At 71.2% G+C, this 16,160-nt stretch carries 14 protein-coding genes; 6 read left to right on the top strand and 8 right to left on the bottom strand.

Annotated features, from left to right (window positions below; translation table 11 throughout):
• Window positions 1-37: 37 nt before the first annotated feature.
• From glgB to IRX98_RS11940, 4 genes are read right to left on the bottom strand one after another with little or no spacing between them, the layout of a single operon-like run.
• Window positions 38-1,936 carry a 1,4-alpha-glucan branching protein GlgB gene (gene glgB, locus IRX98_RS11925; protein ID WP_224276994.1) on the bottom strand — a complete coding sequence of 633 codons (1,899 nt, stop codon included), beginning with the start codon at window positions 1,934-1,936 and terminating at the stop codon, window positions 38-40.
• Window positions 1,933-3,342 (bottom strand): maltokinase N-terminal cap-like domain-containing protein, encoded by a 1,410-nt coding sequence (locus tag IRX98_RS11930; RefSeq protein ID WP_224276996.1) that lies wholly within the window; start codon window positions 3,340-3,342, stop codon window positions 1,933-1,935. The genes glgB and IRX98_RS11930 overlap by 4 nt, the downstream gene beginning before the upstream one ends.
• Entirely contained in the window at window positions 3,339-5,066 is a 1,728-nt protein-coding gene (treS, locus tag IRX98_RS11935) for a maltose alpha-D-glucosyltransferase (RefSeq protein WP_224277235.1), read from the bottom strand. Before treS ends, IRX98_RS11930 begins: the two co-directional genes overlap by 4 nt.
• 38 nt (window positions 5,067-5,104) lie before the next feature.
• Window positions 5,105-7,099 carry an alpha-1,4-glucan--maltose-1-phosphate maltosyltransferase gene (locus tag IRX98_RS11940; RefSeq protein WP_224276998.1) on the bottom strand — a complete coding sequence of 665 codons (1,995 nt, stop codon included), beginning with the start codon at window positions 7,097-7,099 and terminating at the stop codon, window positions 5,105-5,107.
• 138 nt (window positions 7,100-7,237) lie between these two features.
• Between IRX98_RS11940 and glgP the strand changes: the two genes are divergently transcribed.
• Window positions 7,238-9,820, top strand: coding sequence for an alpha-glucan family phosphorylase (glgP, locus tag IRX98_RS11945; RefSeq protein ID WP_224277000.1), 2,583 nt, complete (start codon window positions 7,238-7,240; stop codon window positions 9,818-9,820).
• 40 nt (window positions 9,821-9,860) lie between these two features.
• Here the strand turns inward: glgP and IRX98_RS11950 are convergent, their stop codons facing one another.
• Entirely contained in the window at window positions 9,861-10,352 is a 492-nt protein-coding gene (locus IRX98_RS11950) for a sigma factor (protein WP_224277002.1), read from the bottom strand.
• An 89-nt stretch (window positions 10,353-10,441) separates the two neighbouring features.
• Between IRX98_RS11950 and IRX98_RS11955 the strand changes: the two genes are divergently transcribed.
• Both IRX98_RS11955 and IRX98_RS11960 read left to right on the top strand, forming a co-directional pair.
• Complete coding sequence (locus IRX98_RS11955) at window positions 10,442-10,876, top strand: MarR family winged helix-turn-helix transcriptional regulator (protein WP_224277004.1); 435 nt, start codon at window positions 10,442-10,444, stop codon at window positions 10,874-10,876.
• 55 nt (window positions 10,877-10,931) lie between these two features.
• Window positions 10,932-11,252, top strand: coding sequence for a hypothetical protein (locus IRX98_RS11960; protein ID WP_224277007.1), 321 nt, complete (start codon window positions 10,932-10,934; stop codon window positions 11,250-11,252).
• Between the two features lie 102 nt (window positions 11,253-11,354).
• Here the strand turns inward: IRX98_RS11960 and IRX98_RS11965 are convergent, their stop codons facing one another.
• From IRX98_RS11965 to glgX, 3 genes are read right to left on the bottom strand one after another with little or no spacing between them, the layout of a single operon-like run.
• Window positions 11,355-11,510 carry a hypothetical protein gene (locus IRX98_RS11965; RefSeq protein WP_224277009.1) on the bottom strand — a complete coding sequence of 52 codons (156 nt, stop codon included), beginning with the start codon at window positions 11,508-11,510 and terminating at the stop codon, window positions 11,355-11,357.
• 29 nt (window positions 11,511-11,539) lie between these two features.
• Window positions 11,540-11,908: a hypothetical protein gene (locus tag IRX98_RS11970; protein ID WP_224277012.1), complete on the bottom strand. Its 369-nt coding sequence runs from the start codon at window positions 11,906-11,908 to the stop codon at window positions 11,540-11,542.
• Between the two features lie 49 nt (window positions 11,909-11,957).
• Window positions 11,958-14,135 carry a glycogen debranching protein GlgX gene (gene glgX / locus IRX98_RS11975; protein ID WP_224277014.1) on the bottom strand — a complete coding sequence of 726 codons (2,178 nt, stop codon included), beginning with the start codon at window positions 14,133-14,135 and terminating at the stop codon, window positions 11,958-11,960.
• A 101-nt stretch (window positions 14,136-14,236) separates the two neighbouring features.
• On the opposite strand from glgX, the gene IRX98_RS11980 reads away from it, so the two are divergent.
• The 3 genes from IRX98_RS11980 to IRX98_RS11990 are packed head-to-tail and all read left to right on the top strand — an operon-like array spanning window position 14,237 to window position 16,065.
• Entirely contained in the window at window positions 14,237-15,013 is a 777-nt protein-coding gene (locus IRX98_RS11980; protein ID WP_224277017.1) for an enoyl-CoA hydratase/isomerase family protein, read from the top strand.
• Window positions 15,014-15,069: 56 nt separating this feature from the next.
• The gene (locus tag IRX98_RS11985) at window positions 15,070-15,372 is read left to right on the top strand and encodes a hypothetical protein (RefSeq protein ID WP_224277019.1); all 303 of its coding nucleotides are present in this window, start codon (window positions 15,070-15,072) and stop codon (window positions 15,370-15,372) included.
• A gap of 21 nt (window positions 15,373-15,393) precedes the next feature.
• Entirely contained in the window at window positions 15,394-16,065 is a 672-nt protein-coding gene (locus IRX98_RS11990) for an Ig-like domain-containing protein (protein ID WP_224277021.1), read from the top strand.
• Window positions 16,066-16,160 lie beyond the last annotated feature (95 nt).

Here is a 16,160-nt window from a genome sequence, read left to right on the forward strand (position 1 = left end):
CGTATGACGCAGGCACGGGACCGACGCCGGTGATGCCTCAGGTGTCGTCTCGACGGAACCAGACCGTCGCGAGCGGCGGGACCACGATGTCGGCGTACGCCGGCTGGCCGTGGTGCTCGCCGGCGACCGCGGTGATCGAGCCGAGGTTGCCCACCCCGGAGCCGGAGTAGGACTCGGCGTCGGTGTTGAGCACCTCGGTCCACCGCCCGGCGTCCGGGAGCCCGAGGCGGTAGCCCTCGTGCGGGGTGCCGGCGAAGTTGGCCACGCAGACCAGGTCGGGGTGGCCGGGGGAGCGGCGCACGAACGAGAACGTGTTGCGCCCTGCGTCGTTGGCGTCGATCCACGCGAAGCCGGCCGGGTCGTTGTCGCGGCCCCACAGCGCGCCGGAGGCGGCGTACGTCGTGTTCATGTCGCGGACCATGGCGTGCACGCCGGCGTGCTCGGGGTGCTCGAGGAGCCACCAGTCGAGCTCGCGGCTCTCGGCCCACTCGGACTCCTGGCCGAACTCGCAACCCATGAAGAGCAGCTGCTTGCCGGGGTGGGCCCACATGTAGGCGAGGTAGGCGCGCAGGTTGGCCAGCTGCTGCCAGCGGTCTCCCGGCATCTTGCGCAGCAGGGACCCCTTGCCGTGCACGACCTCGTCGTGGCTGATCGGCAGGACGTAGTTCTCCGCGTAGGCGTAGACCAGCGAGAAGGTCATCTGGCCGTGGTGGTGGCTGCGGTAGAGCGGGTCCTGGGAGACGTAGTTGAGCGAGTCGTGCATCCAGCCCATGTTCCACTTGAAGCCGAAGCCCAGACCGCCGTCGCTCGTGGGCCCGGTGACGCCCGGCCACGCAGTGGACTCCTCGGCGATCGTGACGATGCCCGGCACGCGCTTGTAGACGGTGGCGTTCATCTCCTGGAGGAACTGCACGGCCTCGAGGTTCTCGCGTCCGCCGTGGACGTTGGGCGACCACTCGCCGTGCTCGCGGGCGTAGTCGAGGTAGATCATCGAGGCGACGCCGTCCACGCGCAGGCCGTCGGCGTGGTACTCCTCGAGCCAGTAGACCGCGTTGGCGTAGAGGAAGTTGCGGACCTCGTGGCGCCCGAAGTTGAAGATGTGCGAGCCCCACTCCTTGTGCCAGCCGCGCTGCGGGTTGGGGTCCTCGTAGAGGGGCGTGCCGTCGAAGCGCGCCAGGGCCCACTCGTCGGTCGCGAAGTGGCCGGGCACCCAGTCGAGGATGACGCCGACGCCGGCCTGGTGGAGCCGGTCGATGAGCCGCTTGAGCCCGTCGGGGTCGCCGAAGCGGGCGTCGGGGGCGAAGTAAGAGGTCACGTGGTAGCCCCACGAGCCGCCGAATGGGTGCTGCATGACCGGCATGAACTCGACGTGGGTGAAGCCGAGGTCGGAGACGTAGGGCACGAGGGCGTCGGCCAGCTGGTCCCAGGTGTAGATCTCGCCGGAGTAGTGCTTGCGCCACGACGCGAGGTGGACCTCGTAGATCGACATCGCCTCGTCGACGGGCTGGCTGGTGCGGCGCGCCTCCAGCCAGGCGTCGTCGTTCCACTCGTGCTGCGAGCGCCAGACGACCGAGGCCGAGCTCGGCGGCTTCTCGGCGTACTGCGCGAGCGGGTCGGCGCGGTCACCCCACTGGCCGTCGGCGCCGCGGAGGCGGTACTTGTACTGGGCGCCGGATCCGACCCCCTCGACGTGGACGTGCCACACGCCCGAGCCGTCGAGCTTCGTCATCGGGTGGGCTGCGCCGTCCCAGCCGGCCCACTCACCGGCCACCTGGACCTCGAGCGCGTTGGGGGCCCAGACCCGGAAGGACGTGCCGGTGTCGGTCGCCTGCGCGCCGAGCACCTTCCACAGCTCCTCGTGGCGGCCCTCGCCGATCAGGTGGAGGTCGAGCTCTCCGGGGGCGTAGGTGCGGGTGGTGCCGTTCGGGTCGGTCATGACGTCTCTCCCAACGCTGCCAGCGGGATGGACAGCCATCCCGGTCGGTTGCGGGCTTCGTACACGGCCTCGTAGACGGCCTTGTCGGCGAGGTAGGCCTCGAGCAGCGTGCCGGCGGACGCGTCGACCTCGGCGCCGCGCTGCGCGGTGTAGGCGGCGAGGAAGGCCTCGCGGTTGCGGGCCGACCACTCCGCGGCCCGGTAGGTCCGCTGGTCGCTCTCGCCGGCGTCGTAGCCGCCGCCGGTGAGGGCGACCACACGCGGGGCGTAGTCGAAGGAGCGGATCATCCCCGCGACGTCGCGCCACACCGAGTCGGGCTTGAGGCGCTCGGCGAGCGGCTTGGCCGGCTCGCCCTCGAAGTCGACGATCTTCCAGCCGCGCGCGGTGCGCAGCGTCTGGCCCAGGTGCAGGTCCCCGTGGACCTGCTGGACCTCGACGCGGTCGAGGTCGCGCAGCCGGGCGTACGTCGCCCGCAGGCCCGCCTCGTGCTCGGCCAGGCCGGGCACGACCTCCAGGGCGGCCTCGAGCCGGCCCTCCATGGCGCTGGCGAGGGCGTCGACGGCGGCGGCGTCGCGGTCCTCGACGGGGAAGTGCTCGGCCAGGTCGGCGTGGACCTCGGCCAGCGCCACGCCCAGACGAGCGGCCTCGCCCGCGAAGTCGCCGCCCACCTCGTCGGCGTGCAGGTCGGCCTCGGCGAAGAGGTTGCGGACGCTGGCCAGCGCCAGGTCCCAGCCGTCGCTGGCGGTGCGCAGGAACTGCTGCAGCATCGCGAGCTGGATCGTCGTGTTGGTCTCCTCGTCCACGAGGTCGAGCCAGCCGTAGAGCGAGGCGACGTGCGTCGACCCGGCCTCGGTGAGCACGTGGTGGATCGCCACGTCGGGGTTCACCCCGGGCGTGACCTTGCGGAAGACCTTCATCAGCGCGTCCTCGCCGAACGCGACCGAGGAGTTGGACTGCTCGCCGGAGAACAGCGTCGAGTGCGCCTCGAGGTCGAGGTCGTGGCCCGGCAGGCTGTGGAAGGCGAGCTGGCCGCGGTCGGTGCTGGACGGCGGCGCGGCGAACGCGCGCAGCCACAGCGCCATCGACTCCCGGTCGTGGAGCGCGTCGTAGACGAAGGCGTGGCCGAAGGACGGGTCGTCCCACTCGCCGACCAGCGCGTGCGCCAGGCGCTCCTGCGGCTCGGAGTAGAAGGCCAGCGGGAGCTGGTAGAGCTCGCTCTCCCCGCCCCGCTCGGAGCGGTAGGCCACCTCGGCGAGGTCGATCGAGACCCGCAGCCCGGGCGGGGCGTCGGGCAGCTCACCGACACGGCGTACGCCGGCCAGCGACCACTCGCGGCCCTTGCCGCCGAACCAGCGGGCCTCGCCGATCCACGTCGTCAGGTCGTGCGCCCTGCTCTCGTCACTCACTGCTCCACCCCCGAGCCGGTCGGATCCGTCAGTCGCAGCCACAGGAAGCCGTAGCCGCCGAGCGTCAGCAGGTAGGGCAGCTCGCCGATGGCCGGGAACGGCACCCCGCCGAGCAGCTCGACGGGCACCATGCCCTCCCAGCGGCGCAGGTCGAGCTCGACCGGCTGCGGGAAGCGCGAGAGGTTGTTGACGCACAGGATCACGTCGCGCCCGTCGTCGCCCTCGTGCTCGCGGATGTAGGACAGCACGCTCGGGTTCGAGCCGCCGAGGTCGACGAAGTCGCCGAGGCCGAAGGCCGGGTGGCGGCGCCGTGCGTGCACGAGGCGCCGGGTCCAGTGCAGCAGCGAGGAGGTGTTCTCCAGCTGCGCCTCGACGTTGACCGACTGGTAGCCGTAGACCGGGTCCTGGATCGCCGGCAGGTGGAGCTTGCCGGGCGTGGCGTTGGAGAAGCCCGCGTTGCGGTCGGGCGTCCACTGCATCGGCGTACGCACGCCGTCGCGGTCGCCGAGCCAGATGTTGTCGCCCATGCCGATCTCGTCGCCGTAGTAGAGGACGGGCGAGCCGGGCAGCGACAGCAGGATCGCGGTGAAGAGCTCCATGCGGTTGACGTCGTTGTCGAGCAGCGGCGCCAGCCGTCGGCGGATGCCGATGTTGGCCTTCATCCGCGGGTCGTGGGCGTACTCGGACCACATGTAGTCGCGGTCCTCGTCGGTGACCATCTCCAGCGTGAGCTCGTCGTGGTTGCGCAGGAAGATGCCCCACTGGCAGCCGTCGGGGATCGACGGGGTCTGCTCGAGGATCTCCGAGATCGGGAAGCGCGACTCGCGGCGCACCGCCATGAAGATGCGCGGCATCACCGGGAAGTGGAACGCCATGTGGCACTCGGTGCCGACCCAGCGGCCGTCCTCGGTCTGCTCGGGGCCGAAGTACTCCACGACGTCGGCAGGCCACTGGTTGGCCTCGCAGAGCAGCACGCGCCCGGGGTAGTTCTCGTCGACGAAGCGGCGGCACTTCTTCAGGAAGTCGTGCGTCTCGGGCAGGTTCTCGCCATTGGTGCCGGGGCGCTCGTAGAGGTAGGGCACGGCGTCGAGGCGGAAGCCGTCGAGGCCCATGTCGAGCCAGAACGCCATCGCGTCCAGCATCGCGTCGTGGACCTTGGGGTTGTCGAAGTTGAGGTCGGGCTGGTGGTGGAAGAACCGGTGCCAGAAGTACTGCTGGCGCACCGGGTCCCACGTCCAGTTCGACGGCTCGGTGTCGACGAAGATCACCCGGGCGTCCTGGTAGAGCTCGTCGGTGTCGGACCAGACGTAGAAGTCCCCGTAGGGGCCCTCGGGGTCGCTGCGGCTGGCCTGGAACCACGGGTGCGCGTCGCTCGTGTGGTTCATGACGAAGTCGATGATCACGCGGATGCCGCGCTGGTGGCAGGCGTCGAGGAACTCGTGGAAGTCCTCGACCGTGCCGCACTCGGGGAGGATGTTGTTGTAGTCGGCCACGTCGTAGCCGCCGTCGCGCAGCGGCGAGGTGAAGAACGGCGGCACCCACAGGCAGTCGACGCCGAGCCACTCGAGGTAGTCGAGCTTCTCGATCAGGCCCTTGAAGTCACCCGTGCCGTCGCCGTTGGAGTCGCGGAACGAGCGGACGAGCACCTCGTAGAAGACGGCCGTGCGGAACCAGTCCGGCTCCGCGTTGAGCACCGCCGTGGCGGCCCCCGCGTCCGTCGGCATCTGGGCCGACGTGGGATGGGCTGGCGTGTGGTGCTCGGTCAACGGTTCCTCCTGACGCTGATGACGTGCGCGGGCTCGTGTCCGGGATCGAGGCGGACGTAGTTGTGGCGGCTCCAGCCCCAGTCGGCGCCGGTGATCTCGTCGTGGGCGTTGAACGACTCGTGCCACTCGAGCCCGAGCGCGGGCATGTCGAGGTGGACCATGGTCTCCCGCGTGCCATGGGGGTCGAGGTTGATGACCACCAGGACCACGTCGTCGTGCCCGTCGGGCGTCGTGTGGCGCTTGGAGAAGACCAGGACCGAGTCGTCCTCGCTCTCGTGGATCGTGATGTTGCGCAGCAGCTGCAGTGCCGGGTGCTGGCGCCGGATCTCGTTGAGGCGGGTGAGGTACGGCGCGAGGGTGGTGCCCTCGGCGTCGCGCTGCTCCCAGTCGCGGATGCGGATCTGGAACTTCTCCGAGTCGAGGTACTCCTCCGACCCGGGCTTGACCGCGACGTGCTCGAACAGCTCGTAGCCGGCGTAGACGCCCCAGCTCGGCGACCCGGTCGCGGCGAGGGCCGCACGGACCTTGAACGCCGCCGGGCCGCCGTACTGCAGGTAGGCGTGGAGGATGTCGGGGGTGTTGACGAAGAAGTTCGGGCGCATCAGGTGGTCGGACTCGCGCGAGACCTCGACGAGGTACTCCTCGATCTCGCGCTTGCCGGTGCGCCAGGTGAAGTAGGTGTAGCTCTGGTGGTAGCCCACGGCGCCCAGGCCGTGCATCATCGCCGGCTTCGTGAAGGCCTCGGACAGGAAGATGACGTCGGGGTCCGTACGCCGCACCTCGGCGAGCAGCCACTCCCAGAAGGCCAGCGGCTTGGTGTGCGGGTTGTCGACGCGGAAGATCCGCACGCCGTGGGAGATCCACAGCTTCACGATCCGCAGCACCTCGCGGCAGATGCCGCTGGGGTCGTTGTCGAAGTTGATCGGGTAGATGTCCTGGTACTTCTTCGGCGGGTTCTCGGCGTAGGCGATCGTGCCGTCGGCGCGCGTGGTGAAGAACTGCGGGTGCGTGGTGACCCACGGGTGGTCGGGCGCGGCCTGGAGGGCGAGGTCGAGGGCGACCTCGAGCCCGAGCTCACCGGCCCGGGCGACGAAGGCGTCGAAGTCCTCGAACGTGCCCAGCTCGGGGTGGATGGCGTCGTGCCCGCCGTCCTTGCTGCCGATCGCCCACGGCGAACCGGGGTCGTCGGGGCCGGGCGTGAGGGTGTTGTTGGGTCCCTTGCGGTTGAGCTCGCCGATCGGGTGGATGGGCGGGAGGTAGAGGACGTCGAAGCCCATCTCCGCGACGCGGTCGAGGCGCTTCGCAGCGGTGCGGAAGGTGCCGGAGACGACCTTGCCGGTCTTCGGGTCGCGGGTGGCGCCCTCGGAGCGGGGGAAGAACTCGTACCAGCTGCCGAAGAGCGCGCGGACGCGGTCGGCACGGAAGCGGAACGGGCCCGTCACCGAGGTCAGCTCGCGCAGCGGGTGGGCGAGCAGGACGGCGTCCAGCTCGGGGTCCTGCAGGGCCGCGAGGCGCGCACCGACGGGGCGTTCCTGGTCGCTCGCGGCGGCGATCGCACCCTTCACGAGGGCGGCGGACGCGCTGTCCAGCTTGTCGGTGCCGGTGCCGGCGGCGACCCGCTCGAGCAGGAGCCGGGCCTCGGTGAACATCAGCTCGACGTCGACCCCGGCGGGGATCTTGATGCCGGCGTCGTGCTGCCAGGTGGCCACCGGGTCGGACCAGGAGTGGATCTCGAAGGTCCACTCGCCCTCGGTGTCGGGGGTGACGTGGGCGACGTAGCGGTTGGGGGCTGCTCCGTCGGGGACCATCCGCACGGGGGCGCGACGTCCTCCCGCCGGGTCGGTGGCCACGACCTCGGCCGCGAGCTGGTCGTGCCCCTCGCGGAACACGGTCGCCCGGACCGGCATCGGTTCGCCGACCGTCGCCTTCGCCGACTGCCGACCGAGGTCGACGACGGGGGATACATCCATCACGGGTATGCGTCCAACCATGCCCCCACACTTGCGAACGTTGGGTCACGGGCGCAAGCCGGGAGGGAAGTGGTCTCACCCCTTTGACTCCCGCGAGTTGCAAGGGGCTCGCGGCGCGGCTCTTGGATCGATCCAAGAAATGCTCTAGCGTGCTGGACCGTGCGAGCGTTCAGACGATTCACCGTCCGTCCTGTCCTTCCCGAGCCCCTCGGCGCCCTGTCCGTCCTCGCGGGCAACCTGCGCTGGTCGTGGCACCCCCCGACCCAGGACGTCTTCGCGTCCGTCGACCCACAGCTGTGGCGCGACGTGGCCGGCGACCCGGTCCGGTTCCTGGGGGCGGTGAGCCGCGAGCGGCTCGACGAGCTCGTCGACGACGGCGACTTCCGCGCCCGGCTCGACGCCGCCCACGCGGACCTCCAGCGGTACCTCTCCGAGGACCGCTGGTACGCCCGCAAGGCCGGCGAGGACGCCCCGCGCGCCATCGCCTACTTCTCGTCCGAGTACGGCATCGCCTCCGTGCTGCCGCAGTACTCCGGCGGTCTCGGCATCCTGGCCGGCGACCACCTGAAGGCGTCCTCCGACCTCGGCATCCCGCTGGTCGGTGTCGGCCTGTTCTACCGCCACGGCTACTTCAAGCAGGCGCTGGACCGCGACGGCTGGCAGCAGGAGAGCTACCCCGTCCTCGACCCCGACGAGCTGCCGCTGACCCAGCTGCGGGAGGCCGACGGCACCCGCGCGACGGTCTCGATCGCGCTGCCCGACGGCCCGGACCTCGTCGCGCGGATCCTGGTGGCGCAGGTCGGCCGCGTGCCGCTGCTGCTCCTCGACACCGACATCGAGGACAACAGCGCCCACTACCGCGACGTCACCGACCGCCTCTACGGCGGCAACTCCGAGCACCGCCTGCGCCAGGAGCTTCTGCTCGGCGTCGGCGGCGTACGGGCCCTCCGCGTCTGGTCGCGCATCACCGGCGCACCGGCCCCAGAGGTCTTCCACGCCAACGAGGGCCACGCCGGCTTCCTCGGCATCGAGCGGATCCGCGAGCTCACCGTGGGCGAGGACGGTCCGCACCTCGACTTCGACACCGCGCTCGAGGTCTCGCGCGCCGGCACGGTCTTCACGACCCACACGCCGGTCCCCGCGGGCATCGACCGCTTCCCCCGCGAGCTGGTCTCGCAGTACTTCGGCGGCAGCTCGCCCACGCCGGGCGTCCCGGTCGACCGCGTGCTCGCCCTCGGCGCCGAGGACTACGACGGCGGCGACGCCGGCGTCTTCAACATGGCGGTGATGGGCTTCCGCCTCGCCCAGCGCGCCAACGGTGTCTCGATGCTGCACGGGCACGTGTCGCGCGGGATGTTCAACGGCCTCTGGCCGGCCTTCGACGAGGCCGAGGTGCCGATCACGTCGATCACCAACGGCGTGCACGGCCCGACCTGGATCGCGCGCGAGGTCATCGAGCTCGCCGCGAGCCGCGGCGCCGACATCGACGGCGACGACACCGACGCGCTGTGGCCGATGATCGACCAGTTCGGCGACCGCGAGATCTGGGACCTCAAGCGCACGCTGCGCACCCGCTTCATCGAGGACGCCCGCGACCGGATGCGCCGCTCGGCGGCCAAGCGCGGGTTCGCCCCTGCCGAGACGACGTGGATCGACACCGCGCTCGACCCCGACGTGCTGACCATCGGCTTCGCGCGCCGCGTTCCGACGTACAAGCGGCTCACGCTGATGCTGCGCGACCCGGCCCGCCTGAAGAAGCTGCTCCTCGACCCCGAGCGCCCGATCCAGCTGGTCATCGCCGGCAAGGCGCACCCGGCCGACGAGACCGGCAAGCGGCTCATCCAGGAGATGGTGCGCTTCGCCGACGACCCGGAAATCCGCCATCGCATCGCCTTCCTGCCCAACTACGACATCGCGATGGCGCAGCCGCTCTACCCCGGCTGCGACGTGTGGCTCAACAACCCGCTGCGCCCCTACGAGGCCTGCGGCACGTCGGGCATGAAGGCCGCGCTCAACGGTGGCCTCAACCTCTCGATCCTCGACGGCTGGTGGGACGAGTGGTACGACGGCAACAACGGCTGGGCGATCCCGTCCGCCGACGGCATCGACGACGCCGACCGTCGTGACGACCTCGAGGCGCACGCGCTCTACGACCTGCTCGAGACGGACGTCGTGCCGCGCTTCTACGAGACCAACCACGAGGGCGTCCCGCCGCGGTGGCTCGAGATGGTGCGCCACACGCTGAAGTCGCTCGGCCCGAAGGTGCTCGCCACCCGCCAGGTGCGCGACTACGTCCGCGAGCTCTACGCACCTGCCGCGCACACCGCGCGCTCTCTCAACTCCGACTACGCCGGTGCCCGCACCCTGTCGGGCTGGAAGCAGACCGTCCGCGAGGCGTGGCACGGCGTGCGTGTCGAGCACGTCGACTCCGAGGGCGTGGGCGACCAGGCCGAGGTCGGCGCGACCCTCGCCGTACGCGCCTGGGTGGCGCTCGGCTCGCTGTCGGCCGACGACGTCGAGGTCCAGGTCGTGCACGGCCGCATCGGCGCGGACGACGTGCTCACCGCGACCACCGTGACGCCGATGCTGGTGGGGGAGTCCTACGACGGCAACCGCCACCGCTTCGACGCCGCGGTCTCGCTGGACCGGTCCGGTCCGTTCGGCTACACGGTGCGCGCCGTCCCGCGCAACGAGTCGCTGGCCTCCGTGGCCGAGCTCGGCCTGGTGGCCGAGCCGGCCTGACGCCGGCGTGACGCCCGTCTGACACCGGGAGCCGTGGCGCTCAGCTCGAGCGCCGCGGCTCCGGTGCGGCGGGGTCGCTCCCGAGGTCCAGGAGCGCGCTCCTCAGACGCGTGAGGACCTGGTCGGGCGACTCGCCGGTGTGCTGTGCGACGTCGTCGTAGGTGCGCGCGCCGAACCAGGAGAGCTCCACGGCGCGTGCGTCGGCTCCCGACAACGCCGAGAGGCCGGCGACCGGCTCCGGCGTGCCCGCCTGTCGCGGCGTCCGCTCCGACCTGCGGCTCCGGGCGGCGTGGCGGTGGGCCACGCCCACGATCCAGCTGCGGGCCGACCCCTGCGTGGGGTCGAAGAGGGCCGCTGTCCGGATGACGGCGAGCACCGCCTCGAGCGCGAGGGCCTGCGCGCGCTCCGGGTCGCCCGTCATGCGCAGGGTGAGGCCGTAGACCACCTCGGCGACGTCGTCGTACACCGCTGCGGCGGCCGCGTGGTCGCCACGGCCCGCCTCCATGAGCCTCTGCTCCAGGACGTTCACCACGATCGAACTCCCTCCCCAGGGATTTCTTGACACCTTGTGTCCAATGATCTTGTGCACAAGGTAGCGCCTCCGGGGTGCATGATGTCCCAGTGACCGAGATCGACGCCCCTCCGTTGTCGGACCAGCTGTGCTTCGACCTCTACGCCGCGTCGCGGGCAGTCACGGCCGCCTACCGCCCGGCTCTCACCGAGCTGGGCCTGACGTACCCGCAGTACCTCGTGCTGATCGTGCTCTGGGAGCGGGACGAGCGAGCGGTCCGTGACATCGCGGAGGCCCTCCGCCTCGACCACGGGACGCTCACGCCGCTGCTGCGGCGGATGGAGGTCGCCGGGTTCGTCGCACGGCACCGCCACCACGAGGACGAGCGCTTCGTGGTCGTGTCGCTCACCGCCAAGGGTGAGCGGCTGCGCAGCCACGCGGAGCGCATCCACTGCGACATGAAGGACGCGCTCGCGCTGAGCGTCGAGGACTTCGCCGACCTGCAGGCGACCCTCCGCATCCTCACGGAGCGGGTCAGCCCCTAGCGCGTGCGCCGGTGCGGCCCTTGCCGCCGCGCGCCGGCGTCGCGAGGATCGGACCATGTCCTCGACCCCGCCGCCCGACCTCCTCACGCCGTTCCTGGCCGCCGCGGACTCGGTCGGCACCCGGCCGGACGTCGATCCCGGCCTGGCCCGCGAGCTGATGGCAGAGGCGGCGCAGGTGCTCCACAACAGCCTGGCCCTCGACCACCTCGACGCGCACGACCGCGCGCTCGCGGTCTCCGCCCTCGCCGCCGACCTCACCTCGCTCGACCCGGGCGCCGCCGTACGCGCACGTGCGGCGGATCTGGACGTCTCGCTCCACGACCCCGAGGGCACGCGCGGCTCCTACCTGGCCGCGGTGCAGGTCCTCGGCCTCTGACGCGCCGCCGGACGGACCGAACGGCTGGCCGGAACGCGCTCGCGAGCGTCCCGCGAGCAGGCTCCGGACCGTTGGGTCCGTCCGACCGCGGGCGGGGACGGGTCAGTCGTCGCGCAGTGCGCTGTGCTGGTCGACGCTGCGTACGTCGTCGGGGTCGGGGAAGCGGCTGGTGTCGACGCTCGCGATGGTGTCCTCGACGGCCACGCCGGCGGGGAGCGTCGAGAAGCGCTGGCCGGTCGTGTCCTCGGTGGCTCCCATAGGACGACTGTAGCCCTGCGCGGGAACGGTCAGCCGAAGGTCAGCAGGAGGCCGATCGCGGTCGGCACGACGCCGAGCAGCAGCCACGGCGAGAGGATGCGACGGCCGTGGATCGCAAGACCCGTCGCGACGGCGATCGCGCCGAAGATCCCGGCGATGACGTTGAGCCCGATCTTCGAGCTGTCCGGTGCGTCGTCGAGCATGACCGCGGCGACCACCAGGCCGACCACGAGGTGCAGGATCGTGGTGACGGCCAGCGTCGACATGACCCACTTCTGCACGCGGGCGAGGTCGCGGGCGTCCTTCTCGGGGTCCGCCACGACGCGACGTGGGGCATTCATGTCGAGGAGGTGACCTCGACCCTTCTCCTGCCGACGTGCGGGAACGCTGCTGGCCATGGCCCCATTCTCGCAGGTCGGCGCGGTGGGACCAATCCGTCGAGACCGGTCACGTCTGGCGCATCACCAGCACCGAGCGCGCCTGCAGCAGCATCGAGGTGCCCGCCACGACCGGCGTGCCCACGGCGACCTCGGCGTTGGTCGAGAGCACCACCTCGCCGTGGTGGACCCACTGGTTGTCCGGGAGGGCGAGCTCCACGTCGTCGGCCCCGGCGTTGAGCCAGATCATGAACGACTTGTCCCGGACCTGCTCCCCACGCGGTCCGGGGTAGCGCAGGGGTGCGCCGTTGAGGAACATCCCGACCGTGCGGACCGAGTCGTCGTTCCAGTCGTCGGTCGCCATCTCGCGGCCGCTGGGGTGGACCCAGACGAGGTCCTTGATGCCGCCGCGGATGGTGGGCCGGCCCTCGAACCAGTGGCGCTGGCGCAGGACCGGGTGCTCGCGGCGCAGCCGCAACGCGGTCTTGGTGATCTCGTAGAGGTCGAGCCACGCGTCGTCGGGGCGCCAGTCGATCCACGACGTCTCGTTGTCCTGGCCGTAGGCGTTGTTGTTGCCGCCCTGCGTGCGACCCCGCTCGTCGCCGGCGGTGAGCATCGGCACGCCGCTCGAGAAGCAGAGGGTGGCCATGAGGTTGGCTGCCTGGCGCCGTCGCATCGCGATGACCTCGGCGTCGTCGGTCTCGCCCTCGACACCGCAGTTCCACGACCGGTTGTTGTCGGTGCCGTCGCGGTTGTCCTCGCCGTTGGCCTCGTTGTGCTTGTCGTTGTACGACACCAGGTCGCGCAGCGTGAAGCCGTCGTGCGCGGTCACGAAGTTGACCGACGCGTAGGGCGAGCGGCCGTCGTCGGCGTACAGGTCGCTCGAGCCGGCCAGCCGGGTCGCCACAGTGCGTACGCCGGCGGAGTGGCCGCGCCAGAAGTCCCGCACGGTGTCGCGGAACTGGTCGTTCCACTCGATCCACGGAGGGGGGAAGCGACCGACGCGGTAGCCGTCCATCGAGGCGTCCCACGGCTCGGCGACGAGCTTCACGTGGCGCAGCACCGGGTCCTGGCCGATCGCGGTGATCAAGTGGCTGCCGAGGTCGACGACCTGGTTGGTGCGGGTCAGCGCGCTCATCAGGTCGAAGCGGAAGCCGTCGACGTGCATCTCGTTGACCCAGTAGCGCAGCGAGTCGAGGATCATCCTCAGGCTCTGGGTGTGGGTGGCGTCGACGGTGTTGCCGCAGCCGGTCACGTCCCAGTAGGTGTCGGGCATCGGGTCCTCGCCCGGCGCCGGCTCGGGTGTCACGACGCGCTGGTAATAGCCCAGGTCGTCCAGCCCGCGGAAGCTCAGCGTCGGCCCGAGCGGCCCCGCCTCGGCGGTGTGGTTGTAGACGACGTCGAGGATGACCTCGAGGCCCGCCTCGTGGAAGGCCTTCACCATCTGCTTGAACTCGGTCACCTGCTGGCCGCGGTCACCCGCGTGCGCGTAGGCGTTGTGGGGGGCGAAGAAGCCGAGCGAGTTGTAGCCCCAGTAGTTCACCAGCCCGCGCTCGGCCAGGGCCGGCTCGGAGAAGAACTGGTGCACCGGCAGCAGCTCGACTGCCGTGACGCCCAGGTCGCGGAGATAGTCGGTGACCGCGGGCGTGGCGAGGCCGGCGTACGTCCCGCGCAGCTCCTCGGGCACCCGGTCGTGCAGCGCCGTCATCCCCTTGACGTGCATCTCGTAGATCACGGTGTCGCGCCAGCGCCGCCGCGGCGAGGTGTCGGCACCCCACTGGAAGTCGTCGTAGACCACCACGCTGCGGGGCACGTACGCCGCTGAGTCGAGGTCGCTGATGGTGTCGGGGTCGCCCGGCACGTAGCCGAAGATCGCGTCGTCGGCCACGAGGTCGCCCGAGACCGCCTTGGCGTAGGGGTCGAGCAGCAGCTTGGCGGCGTTGAACCGCAGGCCGGCGTCGGGGTCCCACGGACCGTGGGCGCGGTAGCCGTAGCGCGTGCCGGGCGCGACTCCGGGCACCGCGCCGTGCCACACGCCGAGCGAGTGCTCGGTGAGCAGGTGCCGCGTCTCGACGTCGTCGTCGTCGAAGACGCACACCCACAGCCGCTCGGCGCTGGGGGCGTAGACGGCGAAGTTGGTCGCGTCGTGGGACCACGTCGCGCCCAGGGGGTAGTTGCGACCCGGCCAGACCTCTCGCGTCTCGCCGTCGTGGTTCCAGACTGATGCTTGGTCGGGGGGCGGTGTCACGCGAGCCATTGTGGTGCTTGCCGGCGGGCACGGCAGAATGCGCCCACGCAGTGGTGGACGCCGACACAGGCGCACCGACGCACCGACGAAGGGGAGCAACCATGGAGTTCGTCTCGATCGACGTGACCGACGGGGTCGCGGTCCTGCGACTGGACCGGCCCAAGATGAACGCGATCAGCGTCCAGGTGCAGGCCGACCTCCGCGACGCGGCCGCCGAGCTCACCGAGCGCGACGACGTACGCGCCGTGGTGCTGTGGGGAGGCGAGCGCGTCTTCGCTGCCGGCAACGACGTCAAGGAGATGGCCGACCTGTCCTACGCCGAGATGGTGAAGGTCGCCACCTCGGCAACGTCCGCCACCACCGCCATCGCGCGCATCCCCAAGCCGGTCGTCGCCGCGGTCAACGGCTACGCCCTCGGCGGGGGCTGCGAGCTCGCGCTCGCGGCGGACCTCCGCTTTGCCGCCGAGGACGCCGTCCTCGGGCAGCCCGAGGTGCTGCTCGGCATCATCCCCGGTGCCGGCGGCACGCAGCGGCTGACCCGCCTGGTCGGCACGGCGAAGGCCAAGGACATCATCTTCACCGGCCGCTTCGTCAAGGCCGACGAGGCGCTGCGCATCGGCCTGGTCGACCGGGTCGTCGCCGCCGACAAGGTGCTCGAGGAGTCGGTGGCGTACGCCGCCCAGTTCAGCGGGGCAGCGGCCCTGGCGATCCGCGCAGCCAAGGAGTGCATCGACCGGGGGAGCGAGACCGACCTCGACACCGGCCTGGAGATCGAGCGCCAGCAGTTCGCGGCGATCTTCGCGACCGAGGACCGTACCCGCGGGATGACGTCGTTCGTTGAGAACGGACCGGGCAAGGCCACGTTCGTCGGCCGCTGACCTCGTCCACCCCGCTCACCCCGGGCCGACCCGGCCCCGACAAGGAGACATGCACTGTGGCAACGAAGATCCGGGCTGCGCTCGCCCAACTCCTGTGGCTGGCCTGCGCGCTGTGCGCCCTGGTGCTCGCCGTCGGCGCGCTGCTGGTCGCGCTGGACGCCAACACCTCCAACGCGCTCGTCGACGCGGTCCTGCGGGCGGCCGCGGTCGTCGACCTCGACGTCTTCTCGCGCAAGGAGGGCATCAAGCAGTTCGGCGGGGAGGGTGCCGAGGTCAAGAACGCGCTCTTCAACTGGGGTCTCGGTGCGATCGCCTGGCTGGTCGTGGGCCGCATCCTCGATCGCATCGTGAAGCCCTGACCGCGACGTAGGGTTTCCACCATGTCGCACATCACCCGGTCGTCCGCCGCGGCGTCGGCGGCCGTGCTGGCCCTGGCCCTCGTCCCGGCCGGTCCCGCGGCGGCCTCCGCGCCGCCGTCCAGCACGACCCTCACGCTGAGCACTACCGAGTCGGCGTACGGGCAGTCGGTGACCGCGTCGGCGCAGGTGGTGAGTGCCGGCGGGGAGCCCGACGGCGACGTCTACTTCGCCGTTGATGGCCGCGACATCAAGGCGAACCTCCTGGGCAATGGCACTGCGAGCGTGGTGCTGTCCGGGTTGCTGGTGGGCACGCACGCCGTCTCGGCAACCTACGTCCCGTCGGGCGGGCAGTCCGGCAGCTCCTCAGCCCCCGCGGGCCTGGTCGTCGCACCGGCGCGCTCCTACCTCCAGGTGCAGGTCGCCGGCAGGCGTACGCGCGTCCCGACGACGGTGCGGCTCCGTGTCGACGGCGACTACGGCACCCGTCCCACCGGCCGCGTGAGGGTCGACCTCCGCCGCGCCGGCGCGGGCCGTGTCGCCCGGGTGGGCGTGCGCCTGGATCCCAGCGGTGCGGCCGTGGCCCGCCTCGGCCACCTGCGCGCCGGTGGCTACCGCGTCGAGGTGACCTACGTCGGGGACAGCCAGCACCGGCGTACGCGGGTGGTCGAGCGGCTCCGCGTCCCGCGCGGCTGATCCGGGCCACCGCACATCACCGTGACAGTTCCACTGTGAGCGACTCCACCCGCATCACCGTTCCGCGGTCGGGTGACCGGCTAGTAACCTCGCAA

The sequence above is a fragment of the Nocardioides lacusdianchii genome (assembly GCF_020102855.1).
Classification (GTDB): Bacteria; Actinomycetota; Actinomycetes; order Propionibacteriales; family Nocardioidaceae; genus Nocardioides; species Nocardioides lacusdianchii.

Excerpts from the sequence above, each read along its gene's own strand:
- IRX98_RS11970 (WP_224277012.1), bottom strand. The coding sequence starts at position 11,908 with ATGGCCAGCAGCGTTCCCGCACGTCGGCAGGAGAAGGGTCGAGGTCAC.
- IRX98_RS11990 (WP_224277021.1), top strand. The coding sequence starts at position 15,394 with ATGTCGCACATCACCCGGTCGTCCGCCGCGGCGTCGGCGGCCGTGCTG.
- IRX98_RS11960 (WP_224277007.1), top strand. The coding sequence starts at position 10,932 with ATGTCCTCGACCCCGCCGCCCGACCTCCTCACGCCGTTCCTGGCCGCC.
- IRX98_RS11965 (WP_224277009.1), bottom strand. The coding sequence starts at position 11,510 with ATGGGAGCCACCGAGGACACGACCGGCCAGCGCTTCTCGACGCTCCCC.
- glgB (WP_224276994.1), bottom strand. The coding sequence starts at position 1,936 with ATGACCGACCCGAACGGCACCACCCGCACCTACGCCCCCGGAGAGCTC.
- IRX98_RS11980 (WP_224277017.1), top strand. The coding sequence starts at position 14,237 with ATGGAGTTCGTCTCGATCGACGTGACCGACGGGGTCGCGGTCCTGCGA.
- IRX98_RS11940 (WP_224276998.1), bottom strand. The coding sequence starts at position 7,099 with ATGGTTGGACGCATACCCGTGATGGATGTATCCCCCGTCGTCGACCTC.
- treS (WP_224277235.1), bottom strand. The coding sequence starts at position 5,066 with ATGCCGACGGACGCGGGGGCCGCCACGGCGGTGCTCAACGCGGAGCCG.